This window comes from Halotalea alkalilenta DSM 17697 (genome assembly GCF_000621205.1).
Lineage (GTDB): Bacteria > Pseudomonadota > Gammaproteobacteria > Pseudomonadales > Halomonadaceae > Halotalea > Halotalea alkalilenta.
On sequence record NZ_KK211231.1, the window covers coordinates 28093 to 50994 of the forward strand.

Sequence of the window (22902 nt, forward strand, 5' to 3'; positions counted from 1 at the left end):
GGGCGCTTTTTGATTGTAATCCCGATTAGATGAGAGGAACCTGGAGGCAGCTTTTCATGCCCTCCTGATGCGCCGGCACACCTCTACCACCTCCCTTTCGCTGGCCATCGCTCCAGGCCCGCACGTTTCATTACACCCCTCATAGCTCGAAGCGGGCACGCTCATCCGGCCCTTGCTCTCCATACCAACTCCATGGGCGAGTGCGACCAAAGCATAGCAAAAGAATATGCAGTGAAAACAACGCATGCCCGGCCGGTCTCCATGGATCCGCTGGCGGGCGGCGGTGGCATTGACCAGACTGAAAGCGATCCAGCGGAAAGGATCACCAGCCGCCAAGGCGCCGCGCACAGCGGCCAACGATCGCGAAGCCCTCCCACGATCCCGCCTCGATTCTCCTTATCTCCGCTCAGCCATAGGTGACCGCTATATGGATCGTTTCTCGTTGACCGCCACCGTCAGGGCCTGGCAGCGCAAAAGCTGGGGAGAGGGGAACCAAAGGCGGCGCCCAGCATCGACCAAGCCGCCATGGAACGACGAGGCGCCGATTCGAGAGGAGCTGTTCAGCACCGAGCGCCTCGAACAGCACGGCCAGAGCCTTGCCATCGCCCAATCGGTGATGGCAAGGCCCCCACCAGTGCTGCCGTTGCAAGCGCGCCTGGAAGACAATGCCAGCCAACTGCTATCCACCTACCGCGCCAGTGCCACCGAGGTCCAGCAAGGCCGGACCATCGCTCCCGCCGCGAAATGGCTGCTCGACAACTTCTCCCTGATAGAAGCGCAGATCAACGAGGTCCGCGCCGACCTCCCCCCTGGCTACTATCGACAGCTGCCCAAGCTGGCGGAAGGCCCCTTCATCGGCTATCCGCGCGTGTTCGGCATCGCCTGGGCGTTCGTCGCCCACACCGACAGCCAGTTCGACCCCGAGGCGCTGACTCGCTTCGTCGCCGCCTACCAGCGGGAAGTGCCGTTGACCATCGGCGAACTCTGGGCGCTAGCGATCACGCTGCGCATCGTGCTGCTCGAGAACCTGCGCCGGCTAGCCGACCAGATCACCTCCGGCAGGAAAGCGCGCGCCGCCGCCGATGCCCTGGCCGACCGACTGCTGGACCCGGCACAGGCGAGCGCCGCGTTCGCGCAGGAAATCTCCCTCCATGAAGGGAGACGGCTGTCGGAGCGGTTCGCCGCCCAGCTCGCCAAGCGCTTGCGCGGCCAGGATCCCAACGAGATACCCGCGCTCGGCTGGCTCGACGAACGGCTCGGCCGCCAGGGCAGTTCGGTCGAGCTCGCAGTGCAGCATGCCCAGCAGCGCCTGGGCGCTTCCTACGTCAGCGTGCGCAACGTGATCACCAGCATGCGTGCGATATCGGGCGTCGACTGGTCCGCCCTGTTCGAGCGTATGAGCCTGGTGGATGCACGACTGCGCGGCCACGGCGGTTTTGCCGAAATGGACTTTCCCACCCGTGATACCTACCGCGGCGCGATCGAATCGCTGGCCCGCGGCTCGGCCCGCAGCGAACTGGAGATCGTCGAGCAGGTGCTGCAGGCCACCCAGCGCCAGGCCGACGACGACCCAGCGCAGAGCGACCCCGGCTACCATCTGCTCGCCGAAGGACGCCAAGCGCTGGAACAGCGTATCGGCTTCAGCCCGCCGCTGTACCTGCGCGTTCGGCGACTGGCACTGAGCCTGGGGATAACCGGCTACGTCGGCGCACTGGCACTGCTCACCTTGGCGTGGGTAGGGCTCGCGGTATGGGGACTCTCGGCGCTGGGGGTAGGTCCTGCCTGGTGGCTGCCGTTCGCGCTGCTCGGCCTGCTGCCGGCGAGCGAAGTGGCGACAGCGGTCGTCAACCGCGCGGTCGCCTCCGGCCTCGCCCACCGCGCGCTGCCAGAACTCGAACTGAAGGACGGGATACCGCCGCAGCTGCGCACCCTGGTGGCGGTGCCGACCCTTCTGACCACCAGCGCCGATCTGCTCGAACAGGTCGGCCGCCTGGAGGTGCACCATCTCGCGAGCGCCGGCGGCGAGCTCTACTACGCCCTGCTGGTCGATGGCACCGATGCGGACCGCGAGACGCTCGAGGACGAAAGCACCATCCTCGCCACCGCGGTCGATGAGATCCGGCGGCTCAATCTCCTTCACGGCCCTGGCCCCAGCGGCAGGCGGTTCCTGCTGCTGCGCCGCCGACGCATCTTCAATCCGAGCGAACAGCGCTGGATGGGCTGGGAACGCAAGCGCGGCAAGCTGCACGAGCTCAACCGACTGCTGCGCGGCGCCACCGACACCTCCTTCGTCCTGGATGCCGCCAACGATGAGCGCCTGCCTTCTGGCGTACGCTTCGTCATCACCCTCGACGTCGACACCCGCCTGCCGAGAGATGCCGCACAGCGGCTGATCGGCAAAATGGCGCATCCGCTCAATCGCCCGCGATTCAGCCAGGATCGCCAGCGGATCGATCGTGGCTATGCGATTCTCCAGCCACGCGTTACCCCCGAGCTGACCGATGCAAGCCAAGGCTCCGTCTACCAGCGCGTGTTCTCCGCCCCCGGCGGCATGGACCCTTACGCCTCGGCGATCTCGGACGTCTATCAGGATCTGTTCGGCGAAGGCTCGTTCATCGGCAAGGGCATCTACGACGTCGATGCGGTGGAGGCCGCGCTCCACGGACGCGTGCCGGACAACACGCTGCTCAGCCATGATCTGTTCGAAGGTATCTTCGCCCGCGCCGGGATCGCCTCGGACGTAGAGCTGGTCGAAGCATTCCCGTCGCGCTACGACGTCGATGCCAAGCGCCAGCACCGCTGGATCCGCGGCGACTGGCAGCTGCTGCCCTGGGCCTTCGGTCGTGGATTGGCACCGATCGGCCGCTGGAAGATGCTCGACAATCTGCGCCGCTCACTGATCGCCCCGCTGATGCTGGCCTGTCTGGGCCTGAGCTGGCTGCTGCCGCTGCCGGCAGCGGCGCTGGGCGTGGCCTGGCTGCTCGCGGCGATCTTGATTCCCATCGCCCTGCCCAGCCTCTCCGCGGTGATGCCGCCGCGCACCGCCGCGAGCATTCGCCACCATCTCACCATCCTCGGTGGCGAGCTCGGCCTCGCCGCGCTGCGCGCGCTGCTCTCGGCGATCCTGCTCGCCGATCGCGCCTGGCGAGCGATGGATGCCATCGTGCGCACCCTGATCCGCCTGTTCGTGACCCATGCCCACCTGCTCGAATGGACCACCTCGGCGCATACCCAGAGCCGGGCGCGCCCGAACCTGGTCGAGCAGTACCGGCAAATGGCCGGTGGCGTGGCGGTGGGACTCTCGATCACGGTAGTGGCATTCGCCTGGACGCCGAGTAGCTGGCCGCTGGCGCTACCCTTCCTGCTCGGCTGGCTGATCGCCCCGGCCGCGGCCTGGTGGGCCAGCCGTACGCCGGCGCGACGCAGAGAGCTCGAGGTATCGCCACTAGTGAGACGCGACCTGCGTCGCATCGCACGCCGCACCTGGCGCTACTTCGAGACCTTCGTCACCGCCGAAAGCCACAACCTGCCGCCGGACAATTTCCAGCAGATGCCCAAGGCGGTAGTCGCCCATCGCACCTCGCCGACCAACATCGGGCTCTACCTGCTCTCCGCCATCACCGCGCGGGACTATGGCTGGAGCGGGACCCTCGAGACCATCGAGCGGATCGAGAAGACCTTCGACACCCTGCACGGACTGGCCCGTCACCGGGGGCATCTGTTCAATTGGTACGAGACCCGCACCCTGGCGCCGCTCGCCCCTGCCTACGTGTCGACCGTCGATAGCGGCAACCTCGCCGGCCACCTGATCGCGCTGGCCAATGCCTGCACCGAATGGCACCGCCCGATACCGCCGGATGAGATCCATCGTGCCCTGGAGGACGCCTCGGCACTGGCCCGCGCGAGCCTGCCTGCGCAGGCCGCCACGAACCATGGCGCAGACGAGATCGACGGCGAGCTTCGCAGCGCAGCCGAAGCCCGCCTGGTCGCAGCGCTCGATGCGTTCGAACTCGACCTGGAACAGCTGCCAACCGACGACCAGACCTCCTGGCCGCTCATGGCGCAGCGGGCCGATAGCGCTTGCGAGGCGGCCCATCGATTGGCGGCCTGCGTCACCGCTGGCGCAGCCGACGACGTTTGCTTCTGGGTCGAGGCGCTGCGACGGCGACTGATCGAACGAGAGCGCGACCACCATCACTGCTTTGACCCACCCACGGCGCTGGAGCGGCGCCTGGCCAAGCTCGCCGACACCGCGCGTGCCTTCGCGCTGGAAATGGACTTCGCCTTCCTGTTCGATACCGAGCGGGAGCTGTTCTCGATCGGCTACTCGGTCGCCAGCGACGAGCTCGACCCCAGCCGCTACGATCTCCTGGCCTCCGAGGCCCGGCTCGCCAGCCTGTTCGCCATCGCCAAAGGCGATGCGCCGACCCGGCACTGGTTCCGCCTCGGCCGCCGGTCGATTCCGATCGGCGGCGGCGTGGCGCTGATCTCGTGGTCGGGCTCGATGTTCGAATACCTGATGCCATCGCTCGTGCTGCGCGACTCGCTCGGCAGCCTGCTCGAACAGAGCAACCGCTGGATGGTCAGCCGCCAGGAGCAGTACGGCCATGCCCACGGGGTGCCATGGGGAATCTCGGAGTCGGCCTACAACGCCCGCGATATCGAGTTCACCTATCAATACTCGAACTTCGGCGTTCCCTCGCTCGGCCTCAATCGGGGGCTCTCGGACAACCTGGTGATCGCCCCCTACGCGACCGGGCTGGCGACGATGGTCGACCCGCGCGGCGCGCACCGCAACTACCAGCGCCTCGCCGCCCTCGGCGCGCTCGGCCGCTACGGCTTCTTCGAAGCCCTCGACTTCACCCGCACGCGGGTGCCCGAAGGAGAAAAGGCCGCGATCGTCGGCAGCTTCATGGCCCACCACCAGGGGATGACCATCGTCGCCATCGCCAACGCCCTCGACGGCGGGCGGATGCGGGACCGCTTCCACCGCGAACCGATGATCCAGGCCACCGAACTGCTGCTGCAGGAGCGGGTGCCACGGGAAGTGGTGATCGAACGGGCGCGGGCCGAGGCGCTGGAGATCTCCGCCGGCGCAGCCGGGCAGGACACGCCGGTGGTACGTCGCCATGTCGCGCCGGTCCCGGGGGCGCCGCTCACCCACCTACTCTCCAACGGCCGCTACGCGGTGATGCTGACCAGTACCAGCGCGGGCTACAGCCGCTGGCGGGAGCTGGCAGTGACCCGCTGGCGAGAGGATCCTACCCGCGATGAGCTCGGCACCTTCGTCTTCCTGCGCGATATCCGCGAACAGCGCGTCTGGTCGGCCGGCGGTCACGTCTGGGGCCGCGACAAAGCCCAGCGGAAGGTGGTCTTCGCCGAGGACCAGGCGAGCTTCGAACACCGGGCCCATGGCTTGACCACGGTGCTCGAGGTGATGGTCTCGGGCGAGGATGATGCCGAGGTACGCCGACTGTCGGTGACCAACACCGGTCGGCACTCCCGCGAACTCGAACTGACCTCCTACGCCGAGGTGGTGCTCGCCTTGCCTAGCGCCGACGCCGCCCACCCGGCGTTCTCGAAGATGTTCGTCGAGACCGAGCATCTCGCCGACAGCGGTGCGCTGATCGCCACCCGACGCCCGCGCGCCGCCAACGAGCAGCGCGTCTGGGCGGGCCACTTCGCCGTGATGGAGGGCAAGCCGAGCGCACCGCCGCAGTATGAATCCGACCGACGGCGCTTCATCGGCCGGGGTCGCGGCCTCTCCAGCGCGCTGGCGATCGTCGAAGGACAACCCCTGTCGGGCACCGTCGGCACCGTGCTCGATCCGATCTTCTCGCTGCGCCGGCGCATCGAGATTCCCCCCGGCAAGGTGGCCAGGATTTCGTTCTGGACCGTGGTCGCATCGACCCGGGAAGAACTGCTGGGGTTGATCGACAAGCACCACGACCGCGGCGCCTTCGCCCGAGCCAGGACCCTGGCCTGGACCCAGGCGCAGGTGCAGCTGCGCCACCTGGACATCGATTCGGAGGAAGCGGCCGACTTCCAGCGCTTGGCGGCGCCGATCGTATATCCCGACGCGCGCTTCCGTGCGCCCGCGGCGACCATCGCCCTGGGCATCGCCGAACAGTCCGCGCTCTGGGCCCACGGCATCTCCGGCGACCTGCCCATCGTACTGCTGCATATCGACGACATCGAAGACATCGCCCAGGTGCGCCAGCTCCTGCGCGCGCATGAGTACTGGCGGATGAAGCGCCTCGACGTCGACCTGGTGATCGTCAACGAGCGCACCTCCTCCTACATGCAGGAGTTGCAGATCGCGATCGAGGTCGCGGTGCGTCGCAGCCAGTCGCGGCCCCGCGTCGAGGAGCCCCTGGCCCGGGGCGAAGTCCACGCGCTGCGCGCCGACATGCTCAGCGCGGCCTTCCAGGCGCAGCTACGCGCCTGCGCCAGGGTCTCGCTGATGGCGAGAAGCGGTCCGATCGGCGACCAGCTGCTGCGGATCGTGACTCCGCCCAGGCGGCGGCCGCCGGTGCCACGCTGCAAGCCGAAGCCCGAGCCGACACGGCAGCGGCCGGCGGCGCACTCCCAAGCCCTCGAGTTCTTCAACGGCCTCGGCGGCTTCGACCGCAACGGCCTCGAGTACGTCACCATCCTCACCGATGGCCGCACCACCCCCGCGCCGTGGATCAACGTGATCGCCAACCCAGGCTTCGGCTTTCAGGTCTCGGCGGAGGGCAGCGGCTACACCTGGGCCGAGAGCAGCCGCGAAAACCAGCTGACGCCCTGGTCCAACGACCCGGTCGAGGACCCAGCCGGCGAGGCGCTCTATCTGCGCGACGAACACGACCGGACGCTTTGGTGTGCGACTGCGCGGCCGATCCGCGACAGGGGTGTCCATGTCGCCCGTCATGGCTTCGGCTACAGCTGCTTCGAGCATGAGGCCCATGGCATCGGCTCTACGCTCTTGCAGTTCGTGCCGCTGCACGACCCGATCAAGGTCTCGCGGCTGACGCTGCGCAACCTGTCATCGACGCGGCGCCGGATCTCGGTCACGAGCTACGCGCAGTGGCTGCTGGGGGCTTCGTCCGGCGCCTCGGCACCGTTCGTCGTCACCGAGCGCGAAGCGTCCACCGGGGCGCTCTTGGCGCGCAACCGATGGAGTATTCCGTTCTCGTCACGGGTCGCCTTCGCCGATCTCGGCGGACGGCAGTCGAGCTGGACCGCCGATCGCACCGAGTTTCTCGGCCGCAACGGCGGCCCCGACGCGCCCGCGGCGCTGCTCGGCACCGCCCCGCTCTCCGGCGCGCTCGGCGCCGGCCTCGACCCCTGCGCGGTACTGCAGTGCGTGATCGAGCTCGAGGTCGGCGAGAGCGTCGAGGTGGTCTCGCTGCTCGGCCAATCCGACTCGGCCGACGAGGCCCGCGCTCTCATCCTGCGCTATCGCGAGGCGGACCTCGATGCGTCGCTCGAAGAGGTCGGTGCCGACTGGCGGCGGCTGTTCGCCACGACACAGGTGCAGACACCCGACCGAGCGATGGACATCCTGCTCAACGGTTGGCTGCCCTACCAGACCAGGGCCTGCCGGCTGACTGCGCGCTCGGCCTTCTACCAGGCCAGTGGCGCCTATGGTTTTCGCGATCAGTTGCAGGATCGCATGTCGCTGATGCTCGCCGAGCCAGAGCAGGCACGGGCCCACATCCTGCGCGCAGCCTCGCGGCAGTTCCCCGAGGGCGACGTACAGCACTGGTGGCTGCCCCATTCGGGCCAAGGCGTGCGTACGCGGATCTCCGACGACCGGGTCTGGCTCGCGTTCGCCACCGCCAGCTACATCGGCTGCACCGATGATGTCGCAATCCTGGACGAGACGCTTGCGTTCCTGGACGGGCCGGAGCTGGGCGAAGACGAACATGAGGCGTTCTTCCAACCGACCATAGCCGAGCAGTCCGCTTCGCTGTTCGAGCATTGCGCACGGGCACTGGACCAGAGCATCGCGCTCACCGGCCAAAACCGGATACCGCTGATCGGCACCGGCGATTGGAACGACAGCATGAACCGGGTCGGCGTGGGCGGAAAGGGCGAGAGCGTGTGGCTGGGCTGGCTGCTGATCACCGCCATCGAGCTCCTGCTTCCCTATGCGGAGGTTCGCGACCCCGCGCGCGCGTCCCGCTGGAAGAGCCATGCGAATACAGTGCGCGAGGCGATCGAGCGTCGGGGCTGGGACGGCGAGTGGTACCGCCGCGGCACCTTCGATGACGGACGCTGGTTCGGCTCAGCGGCAAGCGAAGAGTGCCGGATCGATTCGATCGCCCAGAGCTGGGCGGTGCTGTCGGGAGCCGCCGACCCCGGACGTGCTCGAGAAGCGATGGCCTCGGTCGGCAGGCACCTGGTGCGCCACGATGACGGTGTCGCACTGCTCTTCACTCCACCGTTCGACGCCACCATGCTCGACCCCGGCTACATCAAGGGCTATCCGCCGGGGCTACGCGAGAACGGCGGCCAATATACCCACGCCGCGATATGGGCGGTGCTGGCCTATTGCCGCCTCGGCGAAGCCGCCAAGGCCAGCGAGCTGTTCTCGCTGCTCAACCCGATCAACCACGCCCTGACCCCGGAGGCGACCGAGCGCTACAAGGTCGAGCCCTACGTCATCGCCGCCGACGTCTACGCCGTCGCCCCGCACGTCGGCCGCGGCGGCTGGACCTGGTACACCGGCGCCGCCGGCTGGATGTATCGCGCAGGTATAGAGGGCATCCTCGGCATCCACCGTAAAGGCGATCGGCTGGTGGTCGCCCCTTGCATACCGCCGACCTGGCCAGGATTCACCGCTACCCTGCGAATCGCCTCGACCGGCTATGAGGTGGAGGTGTCGCGACAAAAAAACGATGCACGCCACTCGGCCCAGCTCGATGGGCAGTCGATAGCCTGCGTGCATGGAAAGGTCAGCGCGCCGCTGGATGGCGGCGATCATCGGCTCGTCATCTTGCTGCCCGAAGAGAGCGAATGATCGATGGCATGCAAAGGCACGGGCGCGAGGCCCGTGCCCATGAGATCGAAGTGAAGCGCAGAGCGTCGCCGTCATCCGCTGGGGAAAATCAAATCTCCAGCGTCTTGCCCCGCGGATGAATGAAAGGGGAGCGCTCGAACCCGGACAGGCTCTGGGTGAAGACCAAGTCAGCAGCACCGGCGGGCGCCGATGAAGGGGGTTGCAAGGTGAACTGGCTGAGGTGCTGATAACCCATCGTGGTCAAACGCGCGCCATAGCAGCTGTCGTGATTATTGCCGACACGCCGGCGATAAGTAGCGAAGATGAGTCTTTTATCTTCCAGATAGCGTGCCGATCTTACGACCAGTGCTTTATCGTAGAATTGCGACAATATATCCATGCTGGCTTCATCAGGATAAGCCGTATATGCGAGATTCAATATTCTATCGGCAAGATATTCGGTCGGTTTCTTCATGGTGGCCTCGTCGAGCATTCATTACACAATGAATGTTGGATTCTCGGCAGCCATCGATATTCAGTCGAAACGCTGAGGAGAGGAAATCCAGCACGCTGTCACGATATTACCTTTCCATTCACGAACCTCACGCCTTCATACATGCCGGCGTCCCTGGGATAACGCCTCACGTTGATCAGCGTGCCCCCACCCTGCATGTCGGGATCATCTTTCGGGCCGCTCGCATCGTCCCGAGCGGCGGGCGGTGTAGCGCCCTCGCCCGCCCATCCATCCTCGCCGCCCAGGTCGCCGGCGGTCTCTTCCACTGTCTGCGCCGGGCGTTGATCCTGAACCTGCCGGCGATCTTCATGGACCAGGAGCTTGGTGTAGGCAGGCAGTCCGGAATCATGCTGGTGAACGTATACGCTTTGCTTCGACGATTTCATGGTTCACCTCCTATTGATTCGATGGACAGTTCTTGCGAATGGGACTTTTTGAATATTCTTCTGAAACACCGTCCATGGCCCTCATGGGAGAGGCAGAGACCCGAGCGAAACTTCGGATATTTTCCACCCTGACAGGTCGAGCATAGGCTTCCGTTAGTAGACTAGCAATCTTATCCATGCCAACTTGTTTTTTAATCTTTTATTTCTCCATACACAGTTGAAAAACAACACTATTCATAATGCTCCACAGGGATCCCTGAAACCGCTCGAACCAGCGCCTGACTCGCATCAATGCAGGCGCTTTTCAGATGAACCATCGCAGGAAAGGCTTCAACGCGCCGCGGCAGGCGTGGGCCCGTCGAACCGACCGGGATGGCAACGTTTCTCTAGCGAGCGGTCGACGAAAGTCGTAACATCGTGCGACATCTTGACGCAGCCTGAAGAATGAAGCGTCATCGCCTCCGGCGAGAACCGACCCTCGGAGGGTGCCACCCGTTGGGAGACGGGCTGCGCGCTCCGAGCGGCCCAACCACGCCTGGAGCGCGCCTCGTCACGTCCTTCAGCTGCGCCGCCAACCTCGCCCCTGCCCCTCGGCTCTTGCGTAAGGGCCCGGCTGTGAGCGCAACCAGAGAATGGACCATGTCATTTAACACGCCTCAGGAAACGGCCGGGATCGCGATAGCGGCCGGCGTCAAGAAAGACCAGACGCCGCTGGGCTCGCTGCTGATCCTTGGTTTTCTCGCCGGAGCCTTCATCGCCATCGGCTTTCTGCTCGATATCCGCATCACCGGCACGATGCCGGACGAGTGGGGCTCGTTCAAGAGCTTCATCGGCGCATCGGTGTTCCCGATCGGACTGATACTGACCATCCTGGCCGGCGGTGAGCTGCTCACCGGCAACATGATGACGCTGCCGATGGCGCTGTTCTCGAAGAAAATCGGCGTGGCGGGACTGCTGCGGAACTGGGCCATCGTGACCTTCGCCAACTTCCTCGGCAGCGTGGCGATCGCCTGGGGCTTCGGCCATTACCTCGGCCTGACCGAAGGCGCCTTCCTCTCGACCACCGTCGGTATCGCCGAGGCGAAGGTCAACGCCGACTTCTCCCACGCCTTCGTCTCGGCGATCGGCTGCAACTGGCTGGTCTGCCTGGGCGTATGGCTGGCCTATGCCAGCAAGGACGTCGCCGGCAAGATACTGGGCATGTGGTTCCCGGTCATGGCCTTCGTCGCCATCGGCTTCCAGCACGTCGTCGCCAACATGTTCATCATACCGGCCGCGATCTTCGCCGGTGAGATGACCTGGGCCGAATACGTGCCGAACTTCATTGCCGTTTTCCTCGGCAATGCCGTGGGTGGTGCGATCTTCGTCGGTTTGGCGTATTTCGTCGCCTACCGCCCTGGTGAGACAGCATCCGCTCAGCGCCACACGCCCCAAAGCGAGCCCCTGGCCGAGCAGCATCAACGCGCGCACCAGACCGAGCTGGTGTCGAAGTAACCGGCGAAAGCGCCCGCCGAGGGATCACGCCTCGGCGCCTCCTACCCGTTCGTCCCGAGAGCAGCGAAGCGACATCGAGGGATCGAAGGGGGCGGGAGTCGAGGGCAGGCTTGCCTCCACGATACGTTTCACATTACCCATTGGTGCATTCTTGTCTTTTGTTATCGTGGGATAACGAAATTCGTCGCTAATATCGAACACATAGGGAGTGGCAACCGGCAAGGACGCCGACCTCACCTCCTTACGCCGCAACCCCTCGTCAGAATCCTGAAATTGCCGCAATGAAATCGCACCACCGGTGCCAGGCCTTCTTCGCCGAACTTCGCATCCCAGCCGTCCAGCGGTATTCGTCCCTGCCTCAGTATTGAGTGGTTATGTCCCACGGAATGTCCCAAGGCATTCATGTGCGTCATGATGCACGAAGGTGCTTGTAAGGATCCGAATCCTATGCTGACTACTCTCGTCCTGATAATGGCGTTCTTTGCTGGCGCGATCACCGGGATACTTTCCTGCTTGCTGAACCTTGGACTGCTCAAGGCGGCGCTGTTGATCCTCGCTCCCGTCAGCCTGACCCTCCTGCCTCTACGCACCCAAGCGGTGAAACTCCCCCCGCGCCGGGTAGCTTGACCGCTCCTACGTAGACCACGGTGACCAACGCCCTCAATCTTCCTCCAGGCGGTCGAACCCGCTGACAAGAAAGTCGATCAAGGCCCTGACCGCCGGCAGCTGCCCTCGCCTCGAAGCGAAAACCGCGTGCACGATCTCCTTGCGTGGCGCCCAATCGGGGATGATCTTGACCAGTCGTCCAGCGGCCAGCTCATCGCTCACCATCATCGTCGGCAACTGGACGACGCCGACGCCGTGAACCGCCGCCGTACGCAGCGCCAGCATGCTGCGAGTGATCAGGCGCGGCTGGTGATTGACCACCGCCTCGGCGCCATCGGGGCCGAGCAGCCGCCAGGCATGCTCACCATGAGAGCTGCCGAGATCGAGACTCGGCAAGCCGGACAGATCCGCGGGCGAGCGCAACGTCCGCTCGTCGCCAAGCAGGGCAGGACTCGCGACGAGGCACTGACTGCGATCCGACAGCACGCGCATCACCAGCTCACTATCTTCCAAAGGCGGCGGCCGTACCCGAATCGCAACATCGATACCCTCGCCGATCACGTCCACGCGACGATTGGTGGCTTCGATCTGCAGCTGGACACGGGGATATCGGATCATGAATGCCGCGATCATTTCTCCGACCCGGGTCCCGAGCATGGCCACGGGGCAAGTCGCCCTCACCGTCCCACAGGGTTCGACATGCGTCATTGCCACGGCGTCTTCCGCCGCCTCCGCCTCGATCAGCATGGCCTTGCAATGCCGATAATAGGTCAGGCCTATATCGGTGACGGTGAAACGTCGGGACGAACGCTGGATCAACCGGACTCCCAGGCTCTCTTCCAGCAGCGCGATACGACGGCTCAATTTCGACTTCGGCACGCCTAGAAAGCGCCCCGCGGGAGCGAAGCCGCGCTGCTCCACCACCTGGACGAAGTAATAGAGGTCGTTCAAGTCTCGCATGGAGATCGTTCATCCTATGGAACGCTGAAGGCAAATATTGCCATCTACTCGCCCCATCGTCGCGCCTCTATAGTCGACACGTATCGAGGCAGCGATGCCTCAGGCGATAGGAGCCCCATGATGAAAAAGATTCTCGGCGTCTACACCGCTCCCAACCCGCACTGGGTCGGAGACGGATTCCCGGTTCGCTCGCTGTTCGATTACGAAGGCCTGGGCCGCCACCTGAGCCCTTTCTTGCTGCTCGACTACGCGGGTCCGGTGAGGTTCGAACCCGCCTCGCGCCCACGCGGCGTCGGCCAGCACCCTCACCGCGGCTTCGAGACGGTGACCATCGTCTATCAGGGTGAAGTGGCGCACCGGGACTCCACCGGCGCGGGAGGAACGATCGGGCCGGGCGATGTGCAGTGGATGACCGCCGCCGGCGGCATCCTGCACGAGGAGTTCCACTCCCCCGCCTTCACCGAGCAAGGTGGAGTGCTGGAGATGGTGCAGCTGTGGGTCAATCTGCCGGCCAGGGAAAAGATGGCCGCCCCCGGCTACCAGACCCTGCGCAATGCAGAGATCCCCTCGGTCGACCTGCCGGACGACGGTGGCAAGGTGCGCGTGATCGCCGGACGCTACAAGGATGCGAGCGGCCCCGCCCGGACCCGCACCCCGATGGATGTGTGGGACCTGCGGCTGAATCCGGGGGCCAACACCCGCTTCGAGATCGCCGAGGGCCACACGCTGGCGCTGGTGGTGCTGCATGGCACGGTGCTGGTCAACGGCGTCGAGATCGCGCGGGATGGCCAGCTGGTACAGTTCGACCGCGCGGGTCGCGACATCGAGCTCGAAGCCAACAACGGCGCTACGGTGCTGTTGCTCAGCGGCGAGCCGATCGATGAACCGATCGTCGGACGCGGCCCGTTCGTGATGAACAGCAGCGAAGAAATCGTCCAGGCCGCACGCGATTTCACCAACGGACGCTTCGGCCAGATAAGCGCCTGACAACCCGGTTGGCCTAGCGGACGAGAACCGCCAGGCCAACCTTTCACCGATGCAAACCCTTCGTGCAGCTCCATCGAAAAGACCCGATCTGACCAGGCGACAGTCCCGGCCCAGGCGGGACCAAAGCACGGCCAAGACGCGCGGCTAATCGCGGGCGAGCTCGGCCTCGCTCTTCACCAGTTCGAACAGCGACCGAGGGTTCAGCTCGGCCAGCGGCTTACCGTTGACGAAGAACGTAGGTGTTCCCCGCACGCCGACGGCCTGCAGGTCGGCGACATCCTGTTCGAGCACCTTGTCCACCGCACCTGAAGCGATGTAGCTGCGGGCACGCTGCCGATCCAGCCCGGCGGCCTCGGCGAACTCCCAGGCACGTTCCGTCGCCGGCGCCTCATGGCTGGCCCAGACCGGCTGCGTTTCGAGCAGCGCCTCGAGCACGGGTTCGAAGCGACCCTGGTCCCGCGCCGCCTCCATGACCTGCACCCCCACGATCGAGGCCTCGCGATGAAATGGCGTGTACCGGATCACCAGGCGCGCCTCGCGCGGATGGGCGGCGAGGATCTGCTTGACGTAGGGGTAGAAGGCCCGGCACGCCTCGCAGGCTGGATCGAAGAATTCAACGATGGTGACCGCCGCAGTGGCGGGCCCGATGACCGGCGAATGGTCCCGGACCATGACATCGAGCTGGGCGGCAGCCTGGTCGGCGGCCTGCTGCCGGCTGTTGCGCTCATAGAGAACGGCGGCCACGGTGAAGACCACCGCAGCGACGAAGGCAGTGGCGATGACGATCTTGGTACGTCGGGTCATGCGGGAGTCCTGGAACGGATGAATAAAAGCAGTACGACGATGGCGCCGAAGGCGGCCAGCGCCAGCAGGGGCAGCGGCAGGCCGCTCAGGATGGTCATATCGGCACTGGTACAGGATACGCCCTGGCTGCAAGGCGTGATGCGCTCAGGGATCAGCCCCAGGTAGAGCAGGCTGTGGAAACCCGCCACCAGCAGGCCAGCGACGGCCAGCGGCAACGCATAGCGCCAGCTCGACAAGTCGGCGCGCAGGCAGGCCACGCCCAACACGATGGCCAGTGGGAACATGAAGGCGCGCTGGAACCAGCACAGGTTGCACGGCGCCTGGCCCATCACCTCGCCGACGAAGAGCACTGCCAGGGAAGCCCCCAGTGCGACGAGCCAGGCGGCGAACAGCAGCGCCCAGCCGCCCTTCGTGCGATCCGGTACCGCGGCATCAGTCATTGGCGAGCTTCCGGTTGCGGATCAACCTGGACGAGTTGGCCAGGATGCCGATATCTGGGATCGACTGCAGCGCCGCCGCATAGATAGGCGGCAGCAGGCCGAAGGCCGCGAGCGACAGGCCCACGAGATTGTACAGCGCGGTGAAGCCTATGTTGGTGCGCACCACCCCCATGGTACGCCGCGCGATGAGGACCGACTCGGCGACGAGCCGCCAGTCCTCGCGCATCAACACGATGTGAGCGGCCTCCATAGCGACGTCGGTACCGCCTCCCATGGCAATGCCCACGTTGGCCTGGGCCAGCGCCGGCGCGTCGTTGACCCCGTCGCCGACCATCACCACGCGATGGCCCTGCTGCTGCAGCTCGCGCACGATGCGGATCTTGTCCTCCGGCAGCAAACCCGCACGATAGCCCAGGCCCAGCGGCGCGGCGAGAGCAGCGGCGGTACGCTCGTTGTCGCCGGTCAGAAGCTCGATACGGCCGATGCCCGCGGCCCGCACGGCAGCCAGCGCATCGGCCACCTCCGCACGCAGCGTGTCCTGCGCAGCGAACAGCCCGGCCAGCTGCCCATCCACCACTATGAACAGCAAACTCTTGCCCTCGGCTTCGAGCCGCTCGGCGATGCCTGCGACCGCGCCGACCTCGGCTCCCGCGGGCAGCATGCGGCGGTTGCCGATCTCGACCGTCCGCCCCTCGATCACCGCGCGCACGCCGCGCCCGGGCAACGACTCGAAGCGTGCGGGTTCATCACCCAGCGCCATGGCCCGCTCCTCGGCCAGCCGCCGTACCGCCTCGGCAAGCGGATGCTCCGAATGGCGTTCGGCCGTGGCCGCCAGGCGTAGCAGCGCAGCCTCCTCCCACTCGCCAAGCGGCACCACATCGGTGATGCGCGGACGCCCCGTGGTCAGCGTGCCGGTCTTGTCCACCAGCATCACGTTGCAGCCCACCAGGGCCTCGATGACCCTGCCGCCCTTGATCAGCAGGCCCTGGCGCGCAGCGGCACCGACCGAGGCCATCATCGCGATCGGCGTGGCCAGCGCGAACGAGCACGAGCAGGCCACCACCAGCACCGCCACGGTGGCCAGGAGGTTGCCGCTGAGCAGCCAGGTCAGCATGGCGATGGAAGCGACCACCGGCAGGTACCAAGCGCTGAAACGGTCGGCCACCCGCTGGACCTTGCCACAATTGGCCTCGGCATCCTCGACCAGCTGCACCGCGCGCCCGAAGGTGGTGTCGCGGCCGATACGCTCGGCGCGCAGCTTGACGTGGCCAAGCTTGGCCAGGGTCGCCGCATAGACCGCGTCTCCAGGCTCGGCCTCCACCGGCATGCTTTCGCCAGTGATCGCGGCCTGGTCGAAGGTCGCCTGGCCCTCCAGCACCACACCATCCACAGGTACACGCTCACCTGGGCGCACGATGACCACCTCGCCCGGCGAGACGGTCTCGACGGCGACTTCGCGCTCGACGCCATCGCGCAGCACGCGGGCGGTCTGCGGTGCCAGCGCCGTCAGCTCCTTGAGCAACCGGCGAGCACGCTCGCTCGTGAAGCGCTCGGTGAACTCACCAACGCGCATGAAGAACACAACGATCGCGGCAGTGGCCCACTGGCCGATGGCCAGCGCAGCGATCGTACCTACCGTCATCAAAGTGTGGCTGGTCACCTCACCTCGCAGCGCGCTGCGCAGCACACTCGCGAAGATCGGATAGCCGAAGGCCAGCACCGCCAGCACGCCAGCCCACCAAGGCACCCGCGCGGTGAGCTGGTCGAACACCCCGAGGCCCTCGCCGATCACCACCACGAACAGGATGGCACCGAACAGAATGCCCAGCGTGGTCAACAGCTGCCGCTGCAGCGACTTGGCTTCCAGCACATAGCGTGGCGGCGCATCGGCCTCATCCACGGCCGGCACCGGCAGCGGGACCGAGAAGCCGACCCTCTCGATCGTCGCGCGCAGCGCATCGGCAGACGCCAGGCCGGTATCGAACAGGATGACCGCCTTCTCAGCGTTGAGCAGCACATCGGCGCTCTGCACACCAGGCACCTTCATCAGCGCACGCTGGGCCTTTCGCGCACACGCCGCACAGTCCATGCCCGCCACCGGCAGCTCCAGGGTCTGGATCACGGCTGCGATGCAGGCACGTCGAACCCAGCATCCTCGATCGCCGTGACCAACGCCTCGCGGCTGACCAGGGCCGGATCTATCCGCACCACGACCTGGGCGGGGTCGAGCGAGACCTGCACGTCATCGACACCGGACAGCGCACGCACCGCCTTGTCCACGCCCCGCGCGCAGCCACCGCAGTCCATGCCAATGACCGGCAGGGTGATGCTTCGCAGGTTCGAGTTCTGAGTCATGGCAGTACTCCTGAACAGGGGTGAAGGCCTCAGCAGCCACTACTTATGACCGGAGCGTAAAACCTATAGCAGGTACAGGTTCAAGCGATATTTTTGGCTTGCGCCCAAGCCCCTAGCCCCTAGCCCCTAGCCCCTAGCCCCTAGCCCCTAGGATGACCCAGGCAGACCCAAGCCCCGGGGCAAACTGCCAAGGCTACGGCAGAGCTGCTCGATCAGGTCTCGTAGAGGCCCGACATGGACGACCAAGAGATCGCGGGGATAAGTATGGATGGGAAAAGCGGAGCGACGTGAAGACCGCTAGGTACGTGCCATAGGAAGAAAAGGGGTTAAAAGCGAGGACCGAGGCTGGTGCAACCACATGGCCTTTTTGGCCAATTTTAGTCAATTTATCTTTTTATGATAAATTCCCTAAAATTGCTCAAACTGGAGGTATTCATGGATCCAGTCACTAACCCTTACGCCCCTGGCGCTGGCACGAGGCCACCAGAGCTGGCTGGCCGCGACGAGATCAGAAGGCGAGTAACCACATGTATTGCAAGGCTGATTAGAGGGAGGTCAGATAAAAGTGTCTTGATGGTAGGGCTGCGTGGGGTTGGGAAAACCGTGCTGCTGGATCAGATGCGCAAAGACGTTGAAGCGATAGGCGCCAGAACTATCCGCATAGAGGCCCCCGAAGATCGCTCCCTACCTGCGATCCTATCGCCACAGCTGCGTGTGGCTCTACTCAGCCTCAGCCGGGTCGAATCAGCTAAAGACTTGGCCAAGCGTGGTCTTCAGGCCTTGGCTGGATTCGTTTCCGCTATGAAAGTTACATATAAGGACATTCAAGTTGGGATTGATGCGGAGGCCATTCCAGGCTTGGCAGATAATGGTGATTTAGAATCTGACTTATCGGATCTTCTCGAAACCTGTGGTCAAGCAGCCAAAAGTGCTGAAACTGCTCTAGTTATTTTCATCGACGAGATGCAATACATAGAGGAACTACAGTTTGGGGCACTGATTTCTGCGCTGCATCGATGTAACCAGAAAGAGCTACCACTCACCGTCATCGGCGCCGGACTTCCTCAGCTTCTTGCGCGAGCAGGAAACGCAAAATCATATGCCGAACGGCTTTTTGACTTCCCAATGATTGGCCCGCTAGATTCTGAATCAGCCGGAGTGGCCATCTCGAAGCCTGCTATTGAAGAGGGGGTCGAGTTTGAGGCCGAAGCTATTGAAAGAATTGTAGAACATACCCACGGGTACCCCTATTTTCTCCAGGAATGGGGAAAGCACGCTTGGGATGTCGCTGAGGAATCTCCAATAACAGCGAAAGATGTACAGTCTGCGACTGTCACTGCGCTAGCAGCACTAGATGAGAGCTTTTTCCGGGTGAGATTTGACCGACTTACGCCTGCAGAAAAACGCTACATGCGAGCAATGGCCGAGCTTGGGCCAGGACCACACCGCTCGGGAGATATAGCCAGCCAATTAAACGTTAAGGTTACGTCGCTCGGGCCCACAAGAAATAATCTGATTTCGAAGGGCATGGTATGGAGCCCCAGCCACGGCGACACCGCATTCACAGTACCCTTGTTCGATGAATTCATGATGCGGATCATGCCCACTGAGTAGTGGAATTAATGCTTGCGTTCCACTTGCGGAATTCCATCCAGCCCGCCGCATGAACTGCACCACAAAGGTCGGACGAAGCAAGTCCGACCTTAGGGATGTTTTTCATGGCGACAGACGGTGAAGACTTCAAGATTGAAGCCGCGAAGAAACATTTATCGACTCGCATGGAACGCAGTCGTTTGCGGCACAGTTCCCCAAGACCTTTATATCGTCCCACCCCACTCCTTTTGTTGCTATGTTGTAAGCTCGGCTGCCGCCAGAGCAGCCTCCTGCCATAGGGACAATCATGATAACTAGAATACTGACAGTGCTCTTCGCAGCGCTCCTCTCCTTGAGCGCGCTTGCCGCACTTCCCACCGCTTCGCCGATTCAGGACATTGACGCCGTCCCATCATCACTCCCCTTCTCGTTCGTCCAAGAAATCCAGTTCGATGGAGGCTGTCCAGAGATCCAGGAGGCGGAGGGTGCGCTGCTGGTTGCCCAGTCGTGCTGCAGGATGTGCAGCACAGGAAAGGCGTGCGGCAACAGCTGTATAAGTCGAAACTACACCTGCCACAGACCGCCCGGTTGTGCCTGTGACAGATAGGCACGGAATTTCATAAGCCCGCCCAGGTGGCGGGTTCTTGCTGCCTGCTCACCCAGGTCGAACCCATTCCCGCTGAAGGTAATGGATCGTGTCCCAGCGCATCCATGTGGTTTTGGGATACTTTCGGCGATTCCAAGACCGCTCTGCAGCGGCATCTCGTTTCGAGAATTGCTGCGACTCGTAATTAGCCCTGACACGACAAGGCCTCCGCAGGTTTGGTGACGACACCTGGGGAGGCCTTGGAAGATGGGGCGCTGCAGTAATAGGAACCGCACCTACCCCTCAACAAATTGATAAATATATGCATTTGTTGGCATAGTAAAGTTTCGCATACGCTGACGCTACATTCTGGCGCTCGCTAGGGCTGCCGTTTCACCCTGGGACATGTGGTCCGCAGTCCGTCGATATGCTCATGGAGCCCCTTGGGAATACTCTGCCACATCGGGTCGAGAACAAAATCGATACCTTCTCGCCGAGCGATCTTGGCAGCCGGGACGAAGTCGGCATCTCCCGCCATTAGGATAATTTGATCGACCTGACATTTTTTTGCGTGAGCGACGTCACATCCACGCCTATACGCATATCCACTCCCTTCTGGCGCGCATCGATCTTCACGTCATCAGGCTGCAGGTCATCGATCGATATCTTTCCTTTCAGCAACTCAATGATTTTATGTGGTTTTATCGTCCACTTCACATCGGGAGACAAATGGCCTAACCGAAGTGCCAGCTTGCGCTTGCTGAGTAGAGATTCATGGAATTCGTTGCGAAACCGTGACTCGTCCGTTCGGGAGAAATCGATGGGCTGCTTACTAATGGGATTGTGCTGCTTGCCTGTGTAGGGAGGACAGTCGTAGACAAAAATCCGGTAAAGCTCCCGGCGTGGATGGCTCTTGTCACGCCTCTTTTCGCTCAAGTGGCTTACTGACCACCGGAACAGGCATTCTGCCGCCCGCTTGCCGTCGTAGGCGTTATCTGGCTCGATGCGCCTAAAGCGTTTGATGAAGTACCCGCCATCGACAAGGATTGCTGTCGCCAAAGCTCATTCTCCAGAAACAAAAACGCCCCAGGGCTCAGCTCCTCCCTCGATACGTTGGGAAGGCTTACTGCCAGGGGCGTGATGGGTCAAGCGTATCGACTGACGCCGCCCACGTCAACGATTAGCCACTGGAGTGATCGAAAGCACTGGGGCGACCCACTGCCAACCGCGCGATCGAGTCAGTTTTTCTCACCGTCGAAATTGAGATTTGAAAATCAGAGGAGACCCTATGGCCAGGTATCTGTAGTGGTCAACTGATCCCGGACACTGCGTTAAGCTTTTCCTCGGCCACCGCAGGCGGTAGCCCATCGTTGAACTGATGCGGTCGCTGCCAGTTGTACCGCTGCATCAGGAACCGACCGATGTCTTGCTGGGCCAACGACGCACTCATGTAGCCCACGGTGGGCACCCACTCCGTTTTCAAGCTGCGAAACAGCCGTTCCATTGGTGCGTTGTCGTGGCAGTTTCCGCGGCGGCTCATGCTTTGCTCGAAACGCTATCGCCACAGGCGCTAACGGAAGCTGCGGCTGCCATATTGGCTACCTCGGTCGCTGTGGAATACGGCCACGCTGCTCATGCGCCATATCCAGGGCTTTGATCACCAGGTCTGCATCGGGCCGCGATGAAAATGCCCATCCCACACTCGGCGAGCAAACAGGTCGATCACCGCCGCCACATAATACCAACAACCTTGGGCCCAGACGTACGTGATGTCGCCGCACCAGACTTCGTTCGGCGCCGAAAAGGTGAACTCCCACTCCAGCTCGGCATCATGCACATGATGCTTCGGCTACCGGCGGAGCTGCGGCTCTGGGTAAACAGCTCGTTTACACGAACGCGCAGAGCAGCCGCTCAATGTCCGGAGACCGGCGCTTGCGGCAGTGCGCGTAATAGCAGGATCGGGAAACTTCGTATACCGAGCACAACAGATCAACAGGCTCGCCGGAGCGAAGTTGATCGATTAACGCGAGCGCTCGTGCTCCTCAGCCATCAAGAGGGCGGTAGCTTTTTCTAGGGTCGATTTTACCCATTCCAGCCGATTGATCCGGGCTTCCAGTTCCTGGATTTTTTGCTGCTCGGATGTCAGTGCCTTGCTGGCTGGGGTAATCCCAGGGCTGATTCGACCAACCCAAGCGAGTGAGCTACTTCGATGTGGCTGTAGCCCTGATCGAGCACCAGGCTGGCAGCCTCGCGCTTGAACTCAGGCGTAAAGGAACGGCGTTGCTTGACCATCAGACACCTCTCTATAGCGAGCATTCTCGCCTCAATGGGTGTCCGGTTTCATTAGACCACTACACTTCGAAAGCTCATTGTCGTCGATGCCCTTCCACTGTTGTTCCTGATTGATCAGAAAGCAGCCGATGCTTCTCTGACTGGAACTCATCTTCAGTCAGTACACCTTTTTCTCGGAGACCGGCCAGCTTTTCCAATTGATCAGCGCGACTTTTCTCCGGCAGTGCCGCGGAGACCGCCCCCCGACCTGGGATTGGGTGCGTACAGGCCCATACCAGAGCAGCGAACCAACCCAGTAACGTCCATCCCCCAAACAGATTGAGCAAGAATATCGCGTTCTGGCTGGCGTGCTTTCTTGCCATCGCTATAAGCGCGGGGACAAAGTAAAACACCAGTGATCCGACCATGAATACCACTTCCATCCCCTATCCTCTTGCGGACCATTCGAGCATCCATCGTCTTCCCGGTGCCTGGGACGCCTTATTATAGTCAGGGTAGCGGGAGCCGGCTGCGGGCGCTACCGGCTATCGCCGGTCATGCGGCGCTGGGGTAGATGAGTCGGAGCTGGGCGCAGCCATCCACTGAGCTCCTGAAACTCCCTCACGGAAGGTCGACATTACCTGCAAATGCCAGAAGTCTCACGACGACGGAAGAAGTGAATGAGCCGCCATGATGAATGAAACGGACTGCCAGGGCGTCATCGCCTGCAACGGCAAGTGTTCCTGAGAGCAAGCAATTTTTTCCTCGGAGAAACGAGATTTTTCACGACAATATCTCCTGACAGAGCATTCTAAATTGTGTGTTTGAATCTCCAGCCATGCATAATTCTTAGGGTAACAGTCACCGACACCAGAGCAAAAATGTTCTGTCGTTTCACCAGGCAGCAGGGAAAACCCCAC

At 63.2% G+C, this 22902-nt stretch carries 14 protein-coding genes and 1 pseudogene; 5 read left to right on the forward strand and 10 right to left on the reverse strand.

The window, feature by feature from the left end:
* Positions 1-427 precede the first annotated feature (427 nt).
* The gene (locus tag Q376_RS0116800; protein WP_052365465.1) at positions 428-9007 is read left to right on the forward strand and encodes a glycoside hydrolase family 94 protein; all 8580 of its coding nucleotides are present in this window, start codon (positions 428-430) and stop codon (positions 9005-9007) included.
* An 88-nt stretch (positions 9008-9095) separates the two neighbouring features.
* Here Q376_RS0116800 and Q376_RS0116805 read toward each other — a convergent pair whose 3' ends face one another.
* Positions 9096-9461, reverse strand: a complete 366-nt coding sequence (locus Q376_RS0116805) for a hypothetical protein (RefSeq protein ID WP_155834398.1) — start codon at positions 9459-9461, stop codon at positions 9096-9098.
* Positions 9462-9559: 98 nt separating this feature from the next.
* Complete coding sequence (locus Q376_RS0116810; RefSeq protein ID WP_027351292.1) at positions 9560-9886, reverse strand: hypothetical protein; 327 nt, start codon at positions 9884-9886, stop codon at positions 9560-9562.
* Positions 9887-10525: 639 nt separating this feature from the next.
* Here Q376_RS0116810 and Q376_RS0116815 point away from each other — a divergent pair.
* On the forward strand, positions 10526-11380 hold the full coding sequence (locus tag Q376_RS0116815) for a formate/nitrite transporter family protein (RefSeq protein ID WP_027351293.1): 855 nt from the start codon (positions 10526-10528) through the stop codon (positions 11378-11380).
* A gap of 447 nt (positions 11381-11827) precedes the next feature.
* Positions 11828-12007, forward strand: a complete 180-nt coding sequence (locus Q376_RS0116820; protein WP_027351294.1) for a hypothetical protein — start codon at positions 11828-11830, stop codon at positions 12005-12007.
* Between the two features lie 33 nt (positions 12008-12040).
* Here the strand turns inward: Q376_RS0116820 and Q376_RS0116825 are convergent, their stop codons facing one another.
* Positions 12041-12946 carry a LysR family transcriptional regulator gene (locus tag Q376_RS0116825; RefSeq protein ID WP_027351295.1) on the reverse strand — a complete coding sequence of 302 codons (906 nt, stop codon included), beginning with the start codon at positions 12944-12946 and terminating at the stop codon, positions 12041-12043.
* A gap of 120 nt (positions 12947-13066) precedes the next feature.
* Here Q376_RS0116825 and Q376_RS0116830 point away from each other — a divergent pair, with 120 nt between their 5' ends.
* Entirely contained in the window at positions 13067-13933 is an 867-nt protein-coding gene (locus tag Q376_RS0116830) for a pirin family protein (protein ID WP_027351296.1), read from the forward strand.
* A gap of 144 nt (positions 13934-14077) precedes the next feature.
* Here Q376_RS0116830 and Q376_RS0116835 read toward each other — a convergent pair whose 3' ends face one another.
* From Q376_RS0116835 to Q376_RS0116850, 4 genes are read right to left on the reverse strand one after another with little or no spacing between them, the layout of a single operon-like run.
* Positions 14078-14737, reverse strand: a complete 660-nt coding sequence (locus tag Q376_RS0116835) for a DsbA family protein (RefSeq protein ID WP_027351297.1) — start codon at positions 14735-14737, stop codon at positions 14078-14080.
* Positions 14734-15177 (reverse strand): disulfide bond formation protein B, encoded by a 444-nt coding sequence (locus Q376_RS0116840; protein WP_027351298.1) that lies wholly within the window; start codon positions 15175-15177, stop codon positions 14734-14736. Before Q376_RS0116840 ends, Q376_RS0116835 begins: the two co-directional genes overlap by 4 nt.
* Positions 15170-17299, reverse strand: a complete 2130-nt coding sequence (locus tag Q376_RS0116845; protein ID WP_211266706.1) for a heavy metal translocating P-type ATPase — start codon at positions 17297-17299, stop codon at positions 15170-15172. The genes Q376_RS0116840 and Q376_RS0116845 overlap by 8 nt, the downstream gene beginning before the upstream one ends.
* Positions 17296-17532 (reverse strand): heavy-metal-associated domain-containing protein, encoded by a 237-nt coding sequence (locus Q376_RS0116850; RefSeq protein ID WP_027351300.1) that lies wholly within the window; start codon positions 17530-17532, stop codon positions 17296-17298. Before Q376_RS0116850 ends, Q376_RS0116845 begins: the two co-directional genes overlap by 4 nt.
* Positions 17533-17967: 435 nt before the next feature.
* Between Q376_RS0116850 and Q376_RS24505 the strand changes: the two genes are divergently transcribed.
* On the forward strand, positions 17968-19146 hold the full coding sequence (locus tag Q376_RS24505) for an ATP-binding protein (RefSeq protein ID WP_081803624.1): 1179 nt from the start codon (positions 17968-17970) through the stop codon (positions 19144-19146).
* A 1102-nt stretch (positions 19147-20248) separates the two neighbouring features.
* Here Q376_RS24505 and Q376_RS23185 read toward each other — a convergent pair.
* The 3 genes and pseudogenes from Q376_RS23185 to Q376_RS24515 all read right to left on the reverse strand — a co-directional run bounded on the left by Q376_RS23185 (position 20249) and on the right by Q376_RS24515 (position 22425).
* Entirely contained in the window at positions 20249-20770 is a 522-nt protein-coding gene (locus tag Q376_RS23185) for a PIN domain-containing protein (RefSeq protein ID WP_211266707.1), read from the reverse strand.
* Positions 20771-21020: 250 nt separating this feature from the next.
* Positions 21021-22003, reverse strand: a pseudogene (locus tag Q376_RS24510) (IS3 family transposase).
* 74 nt (positions 22004-22077) lie between these two features.
* Complete coding sequence (locus tag Q376_RS24515; protein WP_043448443.1) at positions 22078-22425, reverse strand: superinfection immunity protein; 348 nt, start codon at positions 22423-22425, stop codon at positions 22078-22080.
* Between the last annotated feature and the right edge of the window lie 477 nt (positions 22426-22902).